Origin of the sequence: Pseudogulbenkiania ferrooxidans 2002 (assembly GCF_000174355.1) — a bacterium.
Lineage (GTDB): Bacteria > Pseudomonadota > Gammaproteobacteria > Burkholderiales > Chromobacteriaceae > Pseudogulbenkiania > Pseudogulbenkiania ferrooxidans.
Genome location: NZ_ACIS01000010.1, coordinates 88963 through 105021, shown reverse-complemented (window position 1 = coordinate 105021; position 16059 = coordinate 88963). Strand labels below are relative to the sequence as shown.

Here is a 16059-nt window from a genome sequence, read left to right as displayed (position 1 = left end):
CCGCGCACCAGTTCAATGGAGATGGCCGACAACCCCTGGGCCCTGCCATCGGCAAGGCCTCACTCAGCGAAGCACAAGTCATCGCCTTGTGGGAGTCCATCACCGACATGCTGCGACCACGGTCGAATGGGTTTTGAGGCGGGATGATGCTACACGTCAAAACCGGCCACGAACCAGCTTGCAAAGACTGCCACCCAACGCTTCGCTCCACCGTGTCCATTGCCGGCCCCTGCGAGCTGGCGGTGCTCTCCCTGCCCCCGCGCGCGCACGGGAACAGGGAGTAGCCAAGGTCCACACAGAGTTGTTCGAGGAGTGTTGGGCGCGGACCGGTTCCGCGCCTTTTTTTCGTCCCGGGCGGGACACACGCGCACCAGCGCGGCACCTCAGGACAGCATCAGGCTCAGCCGGCGCGCCTGCTCCAGCGCCTGGTCGCCCTGGCTGCACTCGTCCTCCCACACCCAGACCCCGTGCACCCGGTCCAGCGTCTCCACCAGCCAGACGCGTCCGCCGCTGCCCAGCGCCACCCGGCGCGCCCGCGCCGGTCGGCAATAGTTGAACATCACCAGTTCGCTGGTGATACCGGCCACGGCCTCCGGCTTGGCTTTCGACTTGAACTTGAACATGTTGACTCCGGGAATCTCGATCCGGCTGGATACAATGCAATCCTCGTGCCAGTTTCCGGCTCCTTTTGACAGCCGTGGAACCAACACCTAGCATGAATCCTCAAGCATCGACTCCGCACCAGAACGGCACGGCTCGAGAGAGCACTGCCGCCCGCCCAGAGGAGACCTCCAGCATGCACATCCGTGACGCGCGCCTCGCCGATCTGCCGCCGATTCTCGCCATCTACAACGACGTCATCGCCACCTCGACCGCGGTGTACTGCGACCTCCCCAGCACGCTGGAAGAGCGCCAGGCCTGGTTCGAGGGACGGCGGGCGCAGGGCTACCCGGTGCTGGTGGCGGAATACGGCGACGAAGTGGTCGGTTTCGCCAGCTTCGGCGATTTTCGCGCCTTTCCCGGCTTCCGCTACACCGTGGAGCACAGCGTGCACATCCACCGCGACCACCGCGGCCGCGGCATCGGCGAGCACCTACTGCTGGCGCTGTTGCCGCGCGCCCTGGCCCTGGGCAAGCACGTCATGGTGGGCGGGGTGGACGCCGCCAACGAGGGCTCGGTGCGTTTCCACGAGCGCCTCGGCTTCACCCAGGTCGGCCACATGCCGCAGGTCGGCTACAAGTTCGGCCGCTGGCTCGACCTGGTGTTCCTGCAGCGCTACCTCGACGCCCCGGACAGCCCGCGCGACTGAGCGCCCTCCCCGCTTGCGACGGAAAACCGGACGCCCGGCCGGTTTTCCGTCGGCCTCGCCGTCCTTCAGCTCAGCCCGATGGCGAGGTAGACCGCGTACAGCACGCCGTTGAACAGCAGGTGCCACACCCGGATGCGGCCGGCCAGGTAGCGCAGCCAGCCCGCCGCCAGCAGGGTGATGGCGATGCCGGCGAAGACTTCCTTCTGCGGCGCCCACGGCGTCAGCGCGATGCCGATGGCCGGCAGCAGCGTGCCCTGGAACACCATGGCACCGGTGATGTTGCCGAACGCCAGGGTGTCCTTGCGCTTGCGGATCCACAGGATGGAATTGATCTTTTCCGGCAGCTCGGTGGCGATCGGCACCACCATCAGCGCCAGCAGCAGCGCCGAGATGCCCAGCTGGTGCGAGGCGCGGTCGACATGCTGGATGAAGCCGTCGGCACCGTACACCAGCAAGCCCAGCCCCAGCCCCAGTTGCAGCAGGATGGTCAGCCAGTTGGTCGGCAGACCGGCACGCGCCAGGAACATCGCATCGCCCGCCTGGGTGGCGTGCCCCTCGCCGACCAGCGCCGCCGAGGCCTTCAGCGTGCGCAGGATGTAGAGGAAATACAGCAGCACCAGCACGGCGCTGATGGCGGCGCGCACGAAGGGCTGCTCGTGCGGCACGAACATCGCCAGCGCCGCCAGGGAAAAGGCGCCGAGGAAGGTATCGAGGTCGCGCTTGAGGCCGCTCTTTTCCGGCCGCAGCGCGCCCTGCGCGCCCCGTTTCTGCCAGGCGAACAGCGTCATCAGGCAGGTCGACAGTGTCGACAGCATCAGCGGCGCGCCGAGAATGGCGCCGACGCCGATCTCCTCGCTGACCATGACGTCGCCGCTGGCGGTTCCGCCGAAAATCGCCAGCAGCGGCACCAGCGTCTCCGGCATGGCGGTGCCCACCGCGGCGAACAGCGACCCCGTCACTCCCTCGGAAATCCTCAGCTTCTCGCCCAGATGCTCCAGCGCGTTGGTGAACACCTCCGCCGCCACCAGGATCACCAGCAGCATCAGGCCCAGGCCGGCCAGTTCCGACACCATCGTCCGCGCTCCCCTTTTTCTGCTGCACGTGGCCCCGCCCCGCTTCGCAGCGCCTTCCCTGCCCGTTATAGGCCGGCGTGGCGCAGCTGGACAGCCGGCCGGCGCCGCTTGTCCGGGGCGCCCGGCGCCGTCGCGCTGCCCTGTCCCGCGAGCGTGAAGCGCTTGGCGCACACGGCGGCCGCTGACCGCCACCCACGCGGCGCGGCACGAGATCGGCGCCGCCACCGGCGCCGGCCATAAAAAAAGCGCCGCGGTCATCCGCGGCGCTTTCTTGTTTGGTTTTGTTGCACTGTCGTTTTGCAGCGCTTACTTGTAGTTTCTCCACTCCTGAGTACGACTTAGCGCACTTCGACTACGATATCCTTAGTGAAGACTTTTTCGCAATACTTGCATTTCATTTTCGTGTCGTTCTTCACTGTTCTGACGTAAAAAAAGCTCTTTACCGGCTCTTTATGCGAAATGCAATTGGAGTTCGGGCAGGCGAACACCCCTTCGATCTCTTCCGGCAGCTCCAGCTTGTGCTTTTTCACCACCTCGAAGTTGGAAATCACGTTCACCGTGGCCTTGGGCGCGAACAGCGCCAGTTCGTTGGCCTGCTCCTCAGTGAGCGCGATGTTCTCGACCTTGACCACGTCCTTGCTGCCCATGTGGCGGCTTTGCAGGTTGAGGCCGACGGTGACGCGCTCGCCGGTTTCCACCAGCTGGAACAGGCGCAGGATCTTCAAGCCCTGACCGGCCGGGATGTGGTCGATCACGGTGCCCTCTTTCAGGGCTTCTACGTTGCGGGTGTATTGCATGGTCGTCCTTTCCTTGCTCGATCGGCTCACACGGTTTCGTTCAGCACCAGCGCCAGCAGCGCCTGGCGCGCGAAGACGCCGTTACGCGCCTGTTCGAAGTAGTAGGCGTGCGGGGTGTCATCCACCGCCACCTCGATCTCGTCGACGCGCGGCAGCGGGTGCATCACCTTCATGTTGGGGCGGGCGTGGTTCAGCATCTCGGCCTTGAGGATGTACTGGCCCTGGATCTGCTTGAATTCGGCCTCGTCGAAGCGTTCGCGCTGGATGCGCGTCATGTACAGGATGTCGACGTGCGGGATCACCTCTTCCAGCGACTCGGCCAGGGTGTAGGAGATGCCGCGCTCGTCCAGCTCCTCGCAGATGTAATCCGGCATCGCCAGCACTTCCGGCGCCACGAAGTAGAAGTGGCAGTTGAACAGCGACAGCGCCTGCGTCAGCGAGTGCACGGTGCGGCCGTACTTGAGGTCGCCGACGAAGGCCAGCGCCAGGTTTTCCAGGCGGCCCTGCGATTCCTTGATGGTGAACAGGTCGAGCAGGGTCTGCGACGGGTGCTGGTTGGCGCCGTCGCCGCCGTTGATCACCGGCACCGCCGAGAATTCGCTGGCCAGCCGCGCCGCGCCCTCCTGGGGATGGCGCATCACCACCGCGTCGGTGTAGGAGCTGATGATGCGGATGGTGTCGGCCAGCGTCTCGCCTTTCTTGGCCGAGGTGTTGGCGCCGTCGGCGAAGCCGATCACGGTGCCGCCCAGGCGCTGGATCGAGGTCTCGAACGACAGCCGGGTACGGGTGGACGGTTCGAAGAAGCAGCTGGCCACCACCTTGCCGGCGAGCAGGTCATGTCGCGGCGCCGCCTTGAGGCGACCGGCGGTTTCCACCACCAGCTCGAGCTCCTCGCGGGTGAAATCGGGGATGGAAATGATGTGCTTCCGGTACAGGGGATTGGCCATGGTGCGGGTTCCTCGCGGTGTGATTCCATTTACAGAGCAAACCTGCCGCCCGCCTGGGCGGGCAGTTTTGCTCTGGAAACGCGATAACGGGTCTCTCACAGATAAAAAAAAGCCCCTGACGTCTCAGGAGCTGATTTTGACAACACGCCTCGCCCGGGTTCCCCGGCGCACGCCAACGCGTCTTTCCCGCCCTGGCGGGCGGAGGCGGCATCGCAGAACAGAAAGCGTACGCGGCACATGGGGTTGATCCGAACAAAACCGTCGAATTATAAGCCGAAACCGGCCGGCTGATAAGCACCCGTTTGGTGCGGTGGCGCCGCGCCACCGCACCCGGCCCGCTCAGAGGCGGAAATGACCCACCAGTTGCTCGAGGTTGGCCGAAAGCGTGTGCAACTGCTCCGCCGCGGCCGAGACCTCCTGCACCACGTCGCGGTTGGACTGCGCCATGGCGCTGATCTGCTCGACGTGGCGCGCGATCTCGGCGCTGGCCGAGGACTGCTCGCGCGTGGCGGCGGCGATGTCGACGATGTTGCCGACCAGTTGCTGGCTGCAGTGGGACACCTGCTGCATGCTGCCGTCGGCGGCCTGGGCGACGCCGACGCTGCTCACCGCGCGTTCGCGGCTGCCGTCCACCTCGCGCACCGCGTCGCGCGTCTCGCGGCCGATGGCCTCGACGATGCGGCCGATCTCCAGCGTCGCCTCGGCGGTGCGCCCGGCGAGGTTGCGCACCTCGTCGGCCACCACGGCGAAGCCGCGCCCCTGCTCGCCGGCGCGCGCCGCCTCGATCGCGGCGTTGAGCGCCAGGAGGTTGGTCTGGTCGGCGATGTCGCGGATCACGCGCACGATGCTGCTGACCTCTTCCGAGCGGCTGCCCAGCGCGCCCATGCGCTCGGCCAGCGCGTGCATGTCGCCGGTCATCGAGTCGATCTCGGCCGCCACGCGCTTGACCGTGACCACGCTCTGGTCGGTGATGGAGCCGGTCTGGCGCGCCAGTTCCTCGGCGCGGCCGGCCGAATCGGCGATGTGCTGCACGCTGGTGCTGACCTGTTCCACCCCGGCGGCGGTGGCGCTGGCGGTGTCCGACTGCGCCGCCGAAGCCTGCTCAACCTGGCCCGCCGACGCCGTCAGCCGCGCCGCCGCCTCGGCCACCGCGTGGCTCTGCTCGCGCACCCCGACGAACATCCCGTGCAGGCTGTCGATGAAGCGGTTGAAGGCGGTGGCGGTGCGGCCGATCTCGTCGCGGTTGGCGATGGCGATGCGCGCGGTGAGGTCGCCCTGGCCCGACGCCAGCTGCTCCATGGTGTCGGCCAGCTGGTTGAGCGGGCGGGTCAGCGCGCCGACCACCAGCGCCAGGATGGCGATGATGGCAATCAGCGCCAGCACGCCGATCAGGATCGCGCTGTTGCGCAGCTTGAGCGCCGGCGCGGTGATGGCGGCGCTGGGAATGCTGACGCCGAGCGACCAGAACTGGCCGGTGTCGCCGATCTTGACCGGGAAGAAGAAGTGGGTGAAACCGTCCGCCTCGAACACAAAGTTCTCGCCCTGGCGGATCTGCAGCAGCTTCTCGCCCAGCGCCTCGTCCTTGCCGACCGGCTTGCCCACCTTGGCCGGATCGGGGTTGGCCACGTACATGCCGCCCTCGGACACCAGCCGCACGTAACCGGTCTGGTACAGCCGGATGAAGCCGTAGCGCTGCTGCAGCGCGTCGAGCGCCAGGTCGGTGGCGGAGACGCCGATAAACTTGTCGTCCTGGTCCTTGATCATCGTCACCAGCGAGCTCTCCAGCACCTTCTTGCCCTGCACCTCGTAGAAGAACGGTTCGGTGATGGTGTCGCGGCCGCGCTGCTTGGGCACGTAGTAGTAATCGCCCCAGCCCGGCTTCTCGTAGTCGGGCTGGTAGCTCTGCGGGTTGTCCTTGTACTTCGGGAAGGCCTTGACCCGCTCGGCGTCCAGCATCACGTCCATCTTGGCGTGGCCGGAGGCGTCGCGCGTGACGTAGGGGGTGTAGCGCCCGGTGGGGTCGTGGCGCGGCCAGTCGAGGCGATAGGCGTCGTCGCGGCCGTCCAGCGCGTTGGGCTCCCACAGCATCCACAGCCCGATGTTCTGCGGCGAGTGGTCGAGCATCGTCACGATCATGCCGTCGACCACCTTGCGCTCGGGCGGCGCCGTCTTCTTCAGCCCCAGCACCGCCTCGGCGAGGTGATGCGGCAGGACCATGTTCTGCCCCAGTTCGGCCTCGACCTGGCGCGCGTAACCCTGCGCCTGCTCCGACGCCAGCTGGTAGCCCTGCTCCAGCGCGCTGTCGTAGCTGATCTTGGCGATCAGCCCCACCATCACGGCAAAGCCCAGCGCCACCGACAAGCCGCCGATCAGGGTGATCTTGCGGCTGAGTTTTCCCCACTTCTCTTTCGTTCTCATGGCTGACGTTTCCCCTGCTTGGGTTGTGGGCCTGTTGCCGGCCCTGTGCTCGCAGGCTTGCCCTCGACTCGGCGATTACCGCAGAATGCAGGCAAGAAATGCGCTTTATTTTCAATAATTTCTTATCAAATTCGTCGTGACGGGTTAATGATCACGACGCCACTCTCCCGGCGCCGCGATCCTAGTCCCTCTGCCTCGGTGCCAATTGAATGAAAACGACATACCACTGCGGTTTTTTGCCATGATCAAGTGCATCGATATCGCCGACTTGAAGCCGGGCATGTTCATCCACGACCTCAACTGCGACTGGATGAGCCATCCCTTTCTGCGCAACCGCTTCGTCATCGGCAGCGAGGGTGAGATCGACAAGATCCGCCACGCCGGCATCCATCAGCTCTACATCGATACCGGCAAGGGGCTGGACGTGGCGCACGCGCCCACCGTGGCCGAGGTGAAACAGCAGCTGGAACAGGAAATCCGCACCTTTGCCGAGGGCAAGAGCCAGTTGCCGCGCCGGGTGGACGCGGCCGAGGAGTTCGGCCAGGCGCGGCGCATCCACGCCGAGGCGCACCAGATCGTGCGCGACATCATGCAGGACGTGCGGCTGGGACGGCAGGTGCAGCTGGAGCGGGTGGAACCGACGGTGGAGAAGATGACCACCTCGATCCTGCGCAACAACGACGCCCTGCTGGCGCTGTGCCGCATCAAGAACAAGGACGACTACACCTTCCTGCATTCGGTCAGCGTGGGTGCGCTGATGGTCAGCTTCTCGCGCGCCATGGAGCTGGAGCACGGGATGCTGCACCACGCCGGCGTGGGCGGCATGATGCACGACATCGGCAAGATGACGGTGCCCGACGCCATCCTCAACAAGCCGGGCAAGCTGAACGAGAGCGAGTTCGCCATGATGAAGTGCCACGTGGTGGCCAGCGAGAAGATCCTGCGCCAGACTCCGGGCATCTCCGCCATCGCGATCGAGGTGGCGGCGCAGCACCACGAACGCCACGACGGCAGCGGCTACCCGCGCGGCCTCAAGGGCGACGAGATTTCCGAGCTGGGGCAGATGGCGGCGATCGTCGACGTCTACGACGCGCTCACCTCGGACCGCTGCTACCACCGCGGCATGACCCCGACCGACGCCTTGCGCAAGATTTACGAATGGTCGAAGTTCCACTTCAACCCGACGCTGGTGCAGGCGTTCATGCGCAGCACCGGCATCTACCCGGTGGGCACGCTGGTGCGGCTGGAAAGCGGCAAGCTGGCGGTGGTGGTGGAGCAGAGCGAGAGCAATATGCTCACCCCCAAGGTCAAGGCCTTCTTCAGCACCAAGAGCAACAGCTACATCACGCCGCTGCTGATCGACCTGGCGCGAGGCCTGGGCCAGGGCGGCGGCGACCGCATCGTGCGCCACGAATCGCCGGAGCAGTGGGGCGTCGACCCGCTGCGCTTTCTGTAAGGTACCGTGCCGGCGCGCTCAGGGCGCCGGGTACTTGCGCGCATTCTTCACCAGCTTGTCGCGCACCGCCGCGTCGAGGTCGACGCCGGTGACGCTGGCCAGCCGCACCAGGTACATCAGCACGTCGGCCAGTTCCTCCTGCAGATGGGTGAAGCGCGCCGGGTCTTCGGCCAACCTGGCCGCCTCGTCGTCGGACAGTCACTGGAAGATTTCCGCCAGTTCCCCCACCTCGCCGGTCAGCGCCAGCACCAGGTTGCGTGCGGTGTGGTAGCGCGGCCAATCGCGCTCGAGGGCGAACTGGTCCAGGGCGGCGGCGAGGCCGCTACTGTCGATCAAGGGGTGGGTCATACGAGGCGGCTCCTTGGGAATGGAGCGACAGTGTTTCACGTGAAACCGGCGTTGGCAAAACCCGGCCGTGCCGTCACGCCGTGGCACGTTCAGCGAAACCGGCCGGCGCGCAGCGCCAGCCCGGCCCGTTGGCCCCGGCAGGGGTAGCGCCGCACCGCCGCGAGCGAGGCCCGCCGCCCGGCCCGGCCATCACAACTCCTCGTGGATCCAGGCCCAGGCCGCCGAGGTCTCCTCGCTCGGGAAATAACGCAGCGAGGCCAGCGTGAACGGCCGTACCAGCTTCACCATCCATTCCTGCCACGTCTCGTCGCCGACCACGGCGATACGCTCGAAATCGGCGTAGTGGCGCGTGCCGAACTTCATGTCGTCCCACACGGCGTGCAGGTCCCAGCCGTGGAAGTCGTCGAACTGGGCGTACAGCCGCGCCTTCTTGCCACCACGCAGCGCCGCCTCGACCAATGGCTCCAGCGTGCGGTAGTCGGCGTCGTGCAGCGTGCCGCGCAACTTGATCGCCACCACCCGTGGCGAGGGGCTCGTCAGCATTTCGATCATCGTCGTCTCCTTGCGCCATGCCCTACTTCCAGTATGGCTCGCCGGTCGGCCGGAAGTGGCACGAATGAGACGGCGGACAGCAGCGAAGCGTCGCCCGCCGTGCTACTTGTCTTCGGCGGCGTCGATCTGCTGCTGCATCTGCTGGTTCTGGGCGTCGACGGTATGCTGCACCGCCTTGGCCTGGTCCAGCATCTCGCGCTGCGGCGCGGCGATCTTGGCCGGCGACGGCGGTTTGCAGGCGCTGAGCGACAACAGCAGCAAGACGAGGAGAGAACGCATGGCGGCTCCTTTGGGCGGCGCAGGTCAGCTTCCGTTGTAGGTGCGAAAGGCGGCCATAGCAAAACGGCCAACCGCTGAAGGTTGGCCGAAGGAGCTGGGGATTACACCGGACGCTGCTTGAAGAAGGTGAGCGGCGCGCTGGCCGGGATTTCCGACGGCGGTGCGGACTTGAGGATGTGCTTCTTCATCTTGCCCATCACGTGCATCTCGCACGGACGGCATTCGAACTTCAGGGTGTAGGTCTCGTTGCCGGACTTGAGCACCATCGGGTCGGCGCGCACCTGCCCCATCACCCCCTTCACCCCCTTGGCCTGTTTCGGGCACAGGTTGTAGGAGAAGCGCAGGCAGTGCTTGGTGATCATCAGCGACACCTCGCCCTCCTCCTGGTGAGCTTCGTAGGCCGGTTCGATCACTTCCACGCCGTGCTTCTTATAGAAGTCCCACGCCAGCGCGTTGTAGACGTTGGCCAGATAGCTCAGCGTCTTTTCCGGGTAGGCCACCGGCGGCTCCACCGGCACCTTGCGCGGCTGGCGGGGCCAGGCGGCCAGGCGCGCCGCGTCCAGCTGCTCGATGGCGTCGCGGCGCAGGCCGTTGACCACCGAAGCCGGCACGAACCATGGCTGGGACAGATTCAGCGTCACGTCGTGGGCAAGGAACATGGTGTTGCCGAGCTTGGCCAGGTTGTCGCGCAGCCCGGCCTCGGCACGGGCGGCGTCCTTGGCCGGTTCCAGCGCGATCACGGCGCTGGCGCTGGCGCTGCAGCCATCCTCGTCGGTGACGGTCAGCGTCAGCCCCTCGGCCGTCTCGCCCAAGGTCAGCCACACCCCGACACGGCGCTCGGCCGACTTCTTCAACAGCGCCAGCTCCCAGGCGTGGTCGCGGTTGCGGCTGAGGTCGGTGCCGGGCTTGAGGCCGGCCAGCACGCTCGGGTCGTTCGGCTCGCAGCGCCATAGCAGGTCGCCGCCGGGCACCTTGCCGACCTGCTTCACGGTGTTGAGCTGCATGCCCACCACCTCGCGCTTCTTCATGAAGTTGATGCCGTCGCCGTTGGACATGGTCTCGGGGGTGGCGATCTCCAGCCAGGTCTCGCCCACCTGGTGCACCGTGCCCAGCGCCACGCCGACGAACTTGGGCGAATCGAAGGCGCCGATGTCCTGCTTGCGGCCGGTGGCGAAGTAGTCGGTCGCACCGCGGTGGAAGGTCTTGTCCGGGTCCGGCGCGAAGAAGATCTCGCTGCTGCCGCTGGAGGCCGGTGCCAGCTCCGGGCGGCGCTCGATGATCTCGTCGAGCAGCAGGCGGTAGTGCGCGGTGATGTTCTTGACGTAGCTGACGTCCTTGTAGCGTCCCTCGATCTTCAGCGAGCGCACCCCGGCGTCCAGCAGCGCTTCCAGGTTGGCGCTCTGGTTGTTGTCCTTCATCGACAGCAGGTGCTTGTCGAACGCCACCACGCCGCCCTTCTCGTCGGTCAGCGTGTACGGCAGGCGGCAGGCCTGCGAGCAGTCGCCGCGGTTGGCGCTGCGCCCGGTGTCGGCGTGGCTGATGTAGCACTGCCCGGAGAACGCCACGCACAGCGCGCCGTGGATGAAGTATTCGATGGTGGCGGGGTCGGCACTCTCTGCCACGCTCTGTGCGATCTTGGCGATCTGCGGGATGGTCAGCTCGCGTGCCAGCACGATCTGGCTGAAGCCGGCGTCGGACAGGAAGCGCGCCTTGTCGGCGTCGCGGATGTCGCATTGGGTCGAGGCGTGCAGCTGGATCGGCGGCAGGTCCATCTGCAGGATGCCCATGTCCTGCACGATCAGCGCGTCGACGCCGGCGTCGTACAGCTGCCAGATCAGCTTGCGCGCCGGCTCCAGCTCGGCGTCGTGCAGGATGGTGTTGAGCGTGGTGAAGATGCGCGCATGGTAGCGGTGGGCGAATTGCACCAGCCCGGCGATGTCCTCCACACTGTTGCAGGCGTTGTGGCGCGCGCCGAAGCTCGGCCCGCCGATGTACACCGCATCCGCCCCGTGCAGAATCGCCTCGCGGCCGATCTCGGCGCTCTTGGCGGGGGACAACAGTTCGACTTGATGCGGCAACAGACTCATGCGACGGCTTCCTTGCTGGGGGTGGGGGTGCGCGCGGTCACGCGACAGGGGCGGAAGTATAGCGGAATCAGGGATTTAGGTGTAGGGCGGAAGCCTGACTGAGCAAGGTAGCGCAGCGTTGCGAAGGAACGGCGTTCCGCCATCAGCGACGATGATGGAACCGGTGGCGGCCCCCCCGGCATAAGCCGGGGGGGCCGCCCGACATGGGACGACCCACATCGGTGCAGCCGGAAAGCCACTCCCTGGCAGCCTTCCGCCTCGCGCCGGGGTCGCCCTCTAGCCGATGACGCGGAAGATGTCCCAGCGCTGCGTGCCGGACACCACGTGCGGCTCCAGCGCGCGGCTCCACGCCGCGTGCGCGTCGAGCGAGCCGAGCTTGCGCCATACCGCGTCGAGTTCGGCCAGATCGGCGATCTCGACCTCGGACTGGATGGTGGACTCCCTGGCGCCGATCGAGCCGTTCAACAGCCGCACCCGCTCGGGGGTCCAGCCGACCTGCGAACCGATCTCGCGCAACCAGCGCTGCATCTCCGCCACCACCTCGGGCTTGTGGCCGAACTTGGCCTCGATACTCCAGCGGGCGATCATCATGATGGGTCTCCTTACCTAGCTGTCGAGAGCCCGTTTGCGCCGGCACCAGCACCCGCCGCCGTCAGGCTCACCCCCAGCATAGGCCATGCCGACCACCCCGCCAGCGCCATCTCGCCGGCACAACGCTATTGGCTCAGCAAGGTCGCCAGCTCGTCCACCGCCTCGGCCCACTCGGCGTCGCTTTCCAGCGCCTGGCGCAGAAAATCGGCCTGCGCCGCGCTCCAGAACGGCGCGTCGGCCACCTCCATGCCGTGCTCCAGCCGATGCTTGGCCAGAAACGCGTCGATCGTCGCGGCGTCGCCGCCCAGGCCGAGTTGCTGGAACAGCTGCGGCAGTTCGTGCTTACCGGTATCCATGTCGTTCTCCTTGTGGTGTGGGGAATGGGAATAAAGACTCACACAGACAGCTTAGTCGCTGATGCGGCAGGGGGAAGGCCAAAACACGCAAACAGCGCCAAGCTCCCCCTCCCCCATTTGCTATAGTCATGCCTTCTCCCTCTCCATGCCATCGCCATGACCACGGTTCACCTCTCGCCAACCGCCGCCCGCCACCTGCATCTGGCCGCCCAGGGCCTGTTGACGCCGCCCAGGCGCCGGGCCGGCAAGGGCGATGTGCTGGCGGCGATCCGGCGCATGGCCCTGCTGCAGATCGACACCATCCACGTGCTGGCGCGCAGCCCCTACCTGGTGCTGTTCAGCCGGCTCGGCGCCTACGACCCGGCCTGGCTGGATGAATTACTGGCCGAGGGCGCGCTGTTCGAGTACTGGGCGCACGAGGCCTGCTTCGTGCCATCTGAGGACTACCGCCTGCTGCGCCACCGCATGCTCGACCCGGCGGGCATGGGCTGGAAGTACTCGGTGGCATGGATGGACAAGCACCGCGCCGAGATCGAACAGCTGGTCGAACACATCCGCGTAAACGGCCCGGTACGCTCGGCGGATTTCGCACGGCAGGGCGGCAAGGGCGACGGCTGGTGGGACTGGAAGCCGGAGAAGCGCCACCTCGAGGTGCTGTTCACCGCCGGGCGGCTGATGGTGTCGGCGCGCCAGCGTTTCCAGCGCGTCTACGACCTGGCGGAACGGGTGCGCCCGGACTGGGACGACGCGCGCGACCTGCCGCCGCCGCAAGTCGCGCGGCACGAATTGATCCGCCATAGCTGCCGCGCGCTGGGGGTGGTCAAGGCGGGCTGGGTGGCGGACTACTACCGCCTCAAGCGCGGCCGCTACGACGCCGCGCTGCACGCGTTGGCCGACGCCGGCGAGCTGCTGCCGGTGCGCATCGAGGGCTGGCAGCACGACGCCTTCGTGCACGCCAGCCTGGCCGACGAACTCGCCTTGGCAGCGGACGAGCGGCTCAAGGCCAGCGCCACGGCGCTGCTGTCGCCGTTCGACCCGGTGGTGTGGGACCGCCGCCGCGCCGCCGAGCTGTTCCGCTTCGACTACCGGCTGGAGTGCTACACCCCGGCGCCGCAGCGCCAGTACGGCTACTTCGTGCTGCCCATCCTGCAGCGCGGCCGGCTGGTGGGGCGGCTGGACGCCAAGGCGCACCGCGCGCAGGGGGTGTTCGAGGTCAAGGCGCTGTACCTGGAGCCGGGAGTGCGCGTGACGCAGCGCCTGACCACCGACCTGTGCGCCGCCCTCGCCAAGCTGGCCGCCTGGCACGGCACGCCGCAGCTGGCGGTCCAACAGGCACCGGACGGGCTGGCCGCCGCGCTGGCGGGAACGGGAGGCGCCTGAAGGAGGTCGTGCCCTCCCGGGCCACGCCGAGGAACTTCCGCCGCGCGAATCGCCTCTGACCTATTCCAGATGACGCGGAGAAATCTCTATGCCGAAGTCTTACCTTCCCCTCGCAATCGCGCTGGCGCTGGGGCTTGCCGCCTGCAGCGACAAACAGACGACCAAGCTACAGCAGTCGGCCTCGGACGCGATCGGCGCAGTGCATAGCACCGTCGAGGCAGCAAGCGCCCCGGTGGGCGAGCTGAAACAGGAAGCCAGCGCCGCGCTAGGCACGGCGGCCAACAAGGTCGGGAGCGCCGCGGCGGCCCTCAAACCCGAACTGAAACAGCAGATGGACAAGCTGAAGCAGCAAGCTTCGGCGGTGAAGGAAGCGGTCAAGGGGCTACAGGAGCATTAAGCCCGCCGGCCCGACAAAACGGCAGCCTAAGGCTGCCGTTTTTCATGGCGACACCCCGATGGGCCACGGGCGGCGGCGTGGGCATGACGGGCAACACTTCACCAATAACTCCCGAATTGCTCCATTTTTTCTCCCCACTCCTCACCTAGCATGGCCTCACCCGGCACCGAACGGGCGGACGCGAAGCAAGCCGTCTGCCCCTCCTGCACGGTGGGGACAGCCCGCTTCGGCCAACCCTGGCGCCGGGTTCAGCCCAGCAACCGGCGGTACTGCACGAAGCCGGAACGCTCGGCGATGCGGTCGTACAGCTGCATGGCGTCACGGTTGGTCTCGTGCGTCAGCCAGTGCACACGCGAACAGCCGTCCGCCGCCGCCTGACGGTAGACGTGCTCGATCAGCCGGCGTCCGACGCCGCGGCCACGCACCCCCTCGGCCACGTACAGGTCCTGCAGGTAGCAGTAGTCGCCCACGGTCCAGCACGAACGGTGGTAGACGGTGTGCACCAGCCCGACGGCCTCGTCGCCCTGCCAGGCCAGATAGGCGGCCATCGGTTCGGCCGGATCGAGCAGGCGCTGCCAGGTGACGGCGCTGGTGGCCTCGGCAATCGTGGTTTTGTAGAACGCCTGATAGCCCAGCCAGAGTGGCAGCCAGGCGGCGTGGTCGGCGGCGCTCACGGCGCGGATGTGCAGTTCGGTGCTCAAGGTTGGCTCCTGCGGGGGACGATCGCCACAGCATGCCGCAGGCCGCGCCGCGGCGACAGAGCCACTCGCCACCGCCGCCGGGGAACCACTGGCACGGTGCGCCCGGTGCCCCGGCTCAGGAACGGTACCGTTGCGCCAAGGCAACAAATGAGCCCGATTTTTCGATCATCTGTCGCGATAGGTGGAGTTAAGTCTGCATTAAGACGGCGCTCCTACCCTTAACGGCAGCAAGTAAACAGGAGTACATCATGTTGAAAAATTCCCAGCACAGTTATGGCTGGCTGGCCCGTGCCCTGCACTGGCTGTCCGCCCTGGCCATCATCGCCGCCCTGGCCTTCATCGAATTCAAGGATGTCTTTCCCAAGGGCACGCCGTTGCGCGACGCCATGAAATTCGGCCATTTCCAGGCCGGTCTGATCGTCTTGCTGCTGGTGCTGCCGCGCCTGCTGTGGCGTCTCGGTAACCGCGTGCCCGAGATCACCCCGGCGCCGCACAGGCACAGCGCGGCGCTGGCCAAGCTCGCGCACTGGGTGCTGTACGCGCTGATGCTGGCCTTGCCGCTGCTGGGGATTGCGATCGTGCAGGGCAGCGGTCACGAACTGGCGTTCTTCGGCCAACCCCTGCCGGTGCTGTTCACGCTGGACCGCGCCACCGCCCACGACCTGAAAGAAGTGCACGAAACGCTCGGCAACGTGCTGTTGTGGCTGGTGATCGGGCACGCCGCCGCCGCGGTATGGCACCACCGCTTCGTCAAGGACAACACCCTCACCCGCCTCACCGGCCCGCTGCGCTGACCGGGCAATGGGGATGCCGCAACAAAAAAGGTTGGCCGAAGCCAACCTTTTTCTTTGCCCGATCGCCTGAGCGCCGCTCAGGCGCCCTCCCCCAGCCCCTGCTGCGTCTGCAGCAGCAGGTCGAGCGACGCAAGCCCTCCACCCTGCCGGAGCAGGATCAGCTCGTCGCGATGCGCCTGCGCCAGTGTTTCCACCAGTTCCTCACCCTTGGCCAACAAGCTCACCTCGACGCAGCGGCGGTCTTCCCTTCCCGGACGGCGCTGCACCAGGCCTTGCGCCTCGCAGCGCGACACCAGCCCCACCACGCTGTGATGATGCGACTGCAGCCGTTCGGCCAGCTCGGCCACGGAGGCCCAGTCCCGCCCCGGATAGCCGCGCAGTTGCAGCAGCAGCTGGTATTGCTGCGGGGTCAGACCATGCTGTTGCGCCAGCTCCTCGCTGAAACGCAGAAACAGGCGCAAACGGTAACGGAAATCGGCCAGATGCTCGAAATCGCGTTTCGACAGGGAGGAATGGAAGGTCATGGCTGGATCGCGGGCTGAATTCTGGGGCACCCTAGCACAAATCGCCCTCC

General features: G+C 66.7%; 19 protein-coding genes. 5 read left to right on the top strand and 14 right to left on the bottom strand.

Annotated elements, in window-relative coordinates:
* Positions 1-383: 383 nt before the first annotated feature.
* On the bottom strand, positions 384-623 hold the full coding sequence (locus tag FURADRAFT_RS17150) for a hypothetical protein (protein WP_008955435.1): 240 nt from the start codon (positions 621-623) through the stop codon (positions 384-386).
* Positions 624-796: 173 nt separating this feature from the next.
* On the opposite strand from FURADRAFT_RS17150, the gene FURADRAFT_RS17145 reads away from it, so the two are divergent.
* Entirely contained in the window at positions 797-1309 is a 513-nt protein-coding gene (locus tag FURADRAFT_RS17145; protein WP_008955434.1) for a GNAT family N-acetyltransferase, read from the top strand.
* Positions 1310-1374: 65 nt separating this feature from the next.
* On the opposite strand, the gene FURADRAFT_RS17140 is transcribed toward FURADRAFT_RS17145, so the two are convergent.
* From FURADRAFT_RS17140 to FURADRAFT_RS17125, 4 genes are all read right to left on the bottom strand, one after another.
* Positions 1375-2382 carry a sodium:calcium antiporter gene (locus FURADRAFT_RS17140; protein WP_008955433.1) on the bottom strand — a complete coding sequence of 336 codons (1008 nt, stop codon included), beginning with the start codon at positions 2380-2382 and terminating at the stop codon, positions 1375-1377.
* Positions 2383-2720: 338 nt separating this feature from the next.
* A complete protein-coding gene (pyrI, locus tag FURADRAFT_RS17135) occupies positions 2721-3179 on the bottom strand; it encodes an aspartate carbamoyltransferase regulatory subunit (RefSeq protein ID WP_008955432.1) in 459 nt (152 codons plus the stop codon).
* A gap of 26 nt (positions 3180-3205) precedes the next feature.
* Entirely contained in the window at positions 3206-4126 is a 921-nt protein-coding gene (gene pyrB, locus FURADRAFT_RS17130; RefSeq protein WP_008955431.1) for an aspartate carbamoyltransferase, read from the bottom strand.
* Between the two features lie 339 nt (positions 4127-4465).
* Positions 4466-6544 carry a methyl-accepting chemotaxis protein gene (locus FURADRAFT_RS17125; RefSeq protein ID WP_008955430.1) on the bottom strand — a complete coding sequence of 693 codons (2079 nt, stop codon included), beginning with the start codon at positions 6542-6544 and terminating at the stop codon, positions 4466-4468.
* 241 nt (positions 6545-6785) lie between these two features.
* Between FURADRAFT_RS17125 and FURADRAFT_RS17120 the strand changes: the two genes are divergently transcribed.
* A complete protein-coding gene (locus FURADRAFT_RS17120) occupies positions 6786-8000 on the top strand; it encodes an HD-GYP domain-containing protein (RefSeq protein ID WP_008955429.1) in 1215 nt (404 codons plus the stop codon).
* 18 nt (positions 8001-8018) lie between these two features.
* On the opposite strand, the gene FURADRAFT_RS21170 is transcribed toward FURADRAFT_RS17120, so the two are convergent.
* The 7 genes from FURADRAFT_RS21170 to FURADRAFT_RS17095 form a co-directional block, all read right to left on the bottom strand.
* On the bottom strand, positions 8019-8174 hold the full coding sequence (locus FURADRAFT_RS21170) for a MazG-like family protein (RefSeq protein WP_008955428.1): 156 nt from the start codon (positions 8172-8174) through the stop codon (positions 8019-8021).
* A 24-nt stretch (positions 8175-8198) separates the two neighbouring features.
* Positions 8199-8348, bottom strand: coding sequence for a nucleoside triphosphate pyrophosphohydrolase family protein (locus FURADRAFT_RS21165; protein ID WP_008955427.1), 150 nt, complete (start codon positions 8346-8348; stop codon positions 8199-8201).
* A 189-nt stretch (positions 8349-8537) separates the two neighbouring features.
* On the bottom strand, positions 8538-8900 hold the full coding sequence (locus FURADRAFT_RS17110; protein ID WP_008955426.1) for a SpoIIAA family protein: 363 nt from the start codon (positions 8898-8900) through the stop codon (positions 8538-8540).
* 102 nt (positions 8901-9002) lie between these two features.
* Entirely contained in the window at positions 9003-9179 is a 177-nt protein-coding gene (locus FURADRAFT_RS20845; RefSeq protein WP_008955425.1) for a hypothetical protein, read from the bottom strand.
* Between the two features lie 101 nt (positions 9180-9280).
* Positions 9281-11266 (bottom strand): peptidase U32 family protein, encoded by a 1986-nt coding sequence (locus FURADRAFT_RS17105; protein ID WP_008955424.1) that lies wholly within the window; start codon positions 11264-11266, stop codon positions 9281-9283.
* 276 nt (positions 11267-11542) lie between these two features.
* Positions 11543-11857 carry a hypothetical protein gene (locus tag FURADRAFT_RS17100; RefSeq protein ID WP_008955423.1) on the bottom strand — a complete coding sequence of 105 codons (315 nt, stop codon included), beginning with the start codon at positions 11855-11857 and terminating at the stop codon, positions 11543-11545.
* A gap of 125 nt (positions 11858-11982) precedes the next feature.
* Positions 11983-12213 carry a DUF2789 domain-containing protein gene (locus FURADRAFT_RS17095; protein ID WP_008955422.1) on the bottom strand — a complete coding sequence of 77 codons (231 nt, stop codon included), beginning with the start codon at positions 12211-12213 and terminating at the stop codon, positions 11983-11985.
* A gap of 156 nt (positions 12214-12369) precedes the next feature.
* Here FURADRAFT_RS17095 and FURADRAFT_RS17090 point away from each other — a divergent pair, with 156 nt between their 5' ends.
* Both FURADRAFT_RS17090 and FURADRAFT_RS17085 read left to right on the top strand, forming a co-directional pair.
* Entirely contained in the window at positions 12370-13593 is a 1224-nt protein-coding gene (locus FURADRAFT_RS17090; RefSeq protein ID WP_008955421.1) for a winged helix-turn-helix domain-containing protein, read from the top strand.
* 88 nt (positions 13594-13681) lie between these two features.
* Positions 13682-13990: a hypothetical protein gene (locus FURADRAFT_RS17085; RefSeq protein WP_008955420.1), complete on the top strand. Its 309-nt coding sequence runs from the start codon at positions 13682-13684 to the stop codon at positions 13988-13990.
* A 248-nt stretch (positions 13991-14238) separates the two neighbouring features.
* Here the strand turns inward: FURADRAFT_RS17085 and FURADRAFT_RS17080 are convergent, their stop codons facing one another.
* Entirely contained in the window at positions 14239-14691 is a 453-nt protein-coding gene (locus FURADRAFT_RS17080) for a GNAT family N-acetyltransferase (RefSeq protein WP_008955419.1), read from the bottom strand.
* A gap of 248 nt (positions 14692-14939) precedes the next feature.
* On the opposite strand from FURADRAFT_RS17080, the gene FURADRAFT_RS17075 reads away from it, so the two are divergent.
* On the top strand, positions 14940-15485 hold the full coding sequence (locus FURADRAFT_RS17075) for a cytochrome b (RefSeq protein ID WP_008955418.1): 546 nt from the start codon (positions 14940-14942) through the stop codon (positions 15483-15485).
* Positions 15486-15562: 77 nt separating this feature from the next.
* Here FURADRAFT_RS17075 and FURADRAFT_RS17070 read toward each other — a convergent pair whose 3' ends face one another.
* Positions 15563-16009, bottom strand: a complete 447-nt coding sequence (locus tag FURADRAFT_RS17070) for a MarR family winged helix-turn-helix transcriptional regulator (RefSeq protein WP_008955417.1) — start codon at positions 16007-16009, stop codon at positions 15563-15565.
* Positions 16010-16059: the final 50 nt, after the last annotated feature.

Coding starts and splice junctions, on each gene's coding strand:
- FURADRAFT_RS17070 (WP_008955417.1), bottom strand. CDS start 16,009: ATGACCTTCCATTCCTCCCTGTCGAAACGCGATTTCGAGCATCTGGCC.
- FURADRAFT_RS17125 (WP_008955430.1), bottom strand. CDS start 6,544: ATGAGAACGAAAGAGAAGTGGGGAAAACTCAGCCGCAAGATCACCCTG.
- FURADRAFT_RS17145 (WP_008955434.1), top strand. CDS start 797: ATGCACATCCGTGACGCGCGCCTCGCCGATCTGCCGCCGATTCTCGCC.
- pyrB (WP_008955431.1), bottom strand. CDS start 4,126: ATGGCCAATCCCCTGTACCGGAAGCACATCATTTCCATCCCCGATTTC.
- FURADRAFT_RS20845 (WP_008955425.1), bottom strand. CDS start 9,179: ATGCGTTCTCTCCTCGTCTTGCTGCTGTTGTCGCTCAGCGCCTGCAAA.
- FURADRAFT_RS17090 (WP_008955421.1), top strand. CDS start 12,370: ATGACCACGGTTCACCTCTCGCCAACCGCCGCCCGCCACCTGCATCTG.
- FURADRAFT_RS21165 (WP_008955427.1), bottom strand. CDS start 8,348: ATGACCCACCCCTTGATCGACAGTAGCGGCCTCGCCGCCGCCCTGGAC.
- FURADRAFT_RS17110 (WP_008955426.1), bottom strand. CDS start 8,900: ATGATCGAAATGCTGACGAGCCCCTCGCCACGGGTGGTGGCGATCAAG.
- FURADRAFT_RS17120 (WP_008955429.1), top strand. CDS start 6,786: ATGATCAAGTGCATCGATATCGCCGACTTGAAGCCGGGCATGTTCATC.
- FURADRAFT_RS17100 (WP_008955423.1), bottom strand. CDS start 11,857: ATGATGATCGCCCGCTGGAGTATCGAGGCCAAGTTCGGCCACAAGCCC.
- FURADRAFT_RS17075 (WP_008955418.1), top strand. CDS start 14,940: ATGTTGAAAAATTCCCAGCACAGTTATGGCTGGCTGGCCCGTGCCCTG.
- FURADRAFT_RS17140 (WP_008955433.1), bottom strand. CDS start 2,382: ATGGTGTCGGAACTGGCCGGCCTGGGCCTGATGCTGCTGGTGATCCTG.
- FURADRAFT_RS17085 (WP_008955420.1), top strand. CDS start 13,682: ATGCCGAAGTCTTACCTTCCCCTCGCAATCGCGCTGGCGCTGGGGCTT.
- FURADRAFT_RS17105 (WP_008955424.1), bottom strand. CDS start 11,266: ATGAGTCTGTTGCCGCATCAAGTCGAACTGTTGTCCCCCGCCAAGAGC.
- FURADRAFT_RS17095 (WP_008955422.1), bottom strand. CDS start 12,213: ATGGATACCGGTAAGCACGAACTGCCGCAGCTGTTCCAGCAACTCGGC.
- pyrI (WP_008955432.1), bottom strand. CDS start 3,179: ATGCAATACACCCGCAACGTAGAAGCCCTGAAAGAGGGCACCGTGATC.
- FURADRAFT_RS17150 (WP_008955435.1), bottom strand. CDS start 623: ATGTTCAAGTTCAAGTCGAAAGCCAAGCCGGAGGCCGTGGCCGGTATC.